At 76.3% G+C, this 1714-nt stretch carries 1 pseudogene; it reads right to left on the bottom strand.

The annotated features are described in order from the left end of the window. A pseudogene (locus ACTUAL_RS16195) lies at positions 1 to 1714 on the bottom strand (hypothetical protein); the annotation flags it as partial.

The raw sequence follows: 1714 nt of genomic DNA on the forward strand, positions 1-1714 counted from the left end.
GGGTGAGCCGGACCTCGGCCACCTGGCCGGGTTGCAGGGCGCCGAGGGCGCACTCCCCGCCGTCCGGCGCGCAGCCGGGGCTGGCGGAGGTGGGGGCGCCGAGCTCGGGCGGCAGGGCGGTGACCAGGCGGACGTCGGTCATCGGCTCCGGGGAGCCGTTGCGCATCCGGTAGGACAGCACGATGTCCTGGCCGCCGACGTAGCTGTCCGGGGGGACGGCGGCGACGGCCAGCGACAGGGAGCCGGGGTTGGGCGGCGGGACGACCTCCTCGGCGACGGTGACCTGCGCGCGGGCGGTGTTGTCGCCGGGGTTGATGTCGGCCGGGGCGGTGGCGGTGGCGATCTGCCCACCCGCGCTGGTGGCGGTGGCCCGGACGCGGATCTCGGCCCGCTGGCCCCTGGCGAGCCCGCCGAGGGTGCAGCGGGTGGCGTCGGGCCGGCAGCTGCCGCTGCTGGTGAGGATCTCGTCGACCTTGACGCCGGGCGGGAGGTCCAGGGTGATCGGGGCGCCGGGGGCGGTGACGAGGCCGGTGCTGGTGATCGTGAACAGGTACTCGGCGCTGCCGCCGAACACGACGTCCGGCGGGGACGCGCTCGCGGTGACGGCCAGGTCGGGCAGTCGGCGGGTGGTGGGGTGGGCGGCGCCGTCGGCGCGGCTGACCAGCTTGACCGGGTCGCCGCCGTTCGGGGGGACGGACCAGATCGCGCGGCGGCCGTCGTCGTCGCCGTCGAACAGGATCGCGGCCGAGTCGGGGGTCCACTCGGGGTGGTCCGGGCCGGTGGCGCTGACGATCCTGGTGGCGGAGGCGCCGTCGGCGTTGGCGGTGCACAGGTGCTCGGCGCGGTGGGCGTAGGCGAGGCGCTGGCCGTCCGGGGACCAGGCGGGGGCGGCGCCGTCGTTCGCGCAGGGCTCGTTCACCTTGGCGGTGAAGGGGATCTGGCGGGTGGAGCGGAGCGTGTCCTGGTCGACGGCGCTGAACCAGATGCCGGTTCCCCGGCCGGTGCCGGGGCCTTGGACGACGAGCGGGGCGGTGGCGGAGCCGGTGCGGCCCGAGGCGTCCGTGGCGGTGCAGGTGACGGTGGTGAAGCCGACCGGGTAGCGGGCGCCGGGGGTCTGGTCGCAGCCGGGGGTGAGCGGGGCGCCGGTCGCGTCGGTGGCGGTGGCGGTGAAGGTCGCGGGTGCGGGCTGGCCGTCGGGGCTGGTGACGACCGCGCCGGTGACGACGACGGTGGGGGCGCCGGGGGTCTGGGCGGTGGCGGTGAGGTGCTGGGTGCGCCGGGGTTCGGGGAGCTGGCCGTTGAACAGGAAGTCGACCTGGCAGGTGGCGGTGGTTCCGGGGCGGAGGTCGGCGGGCAGCGTCACGGTCTCGGCGAAGGTGAGGTCGGCCCTGCCCCGCTCGGTGATCGACTGCGGGGAGAACTCGACGGTGGCGCCGGAGTCGCAGGAAGCCTGCGGGGTGACGGTGACCGGGAGGGCGCGGATGCCCGCGGCGATCGCGTCGGCGGTCTCGTCGGGCGGGATGTCGCCTGCGATCACGGCGCCGCCGGTGGCGGTGGCGATGTCAGTGGCGTGGCCGCCCTGGTCCAAGGACGAGGGGGTGCCCAGCGGGATCGCGAGGACCTGGACGCCCGCGCCGGTGAGGGCGGACACGACCTGCTCGCGAGTGGGGTACTCGTCGCAGTGGGTCGCGGTCGGGTCGTCGCAGTTGAAGTG

The sequence above is a fragment of the Actinosynnema sp. genome (assembly GCF_052038725.1).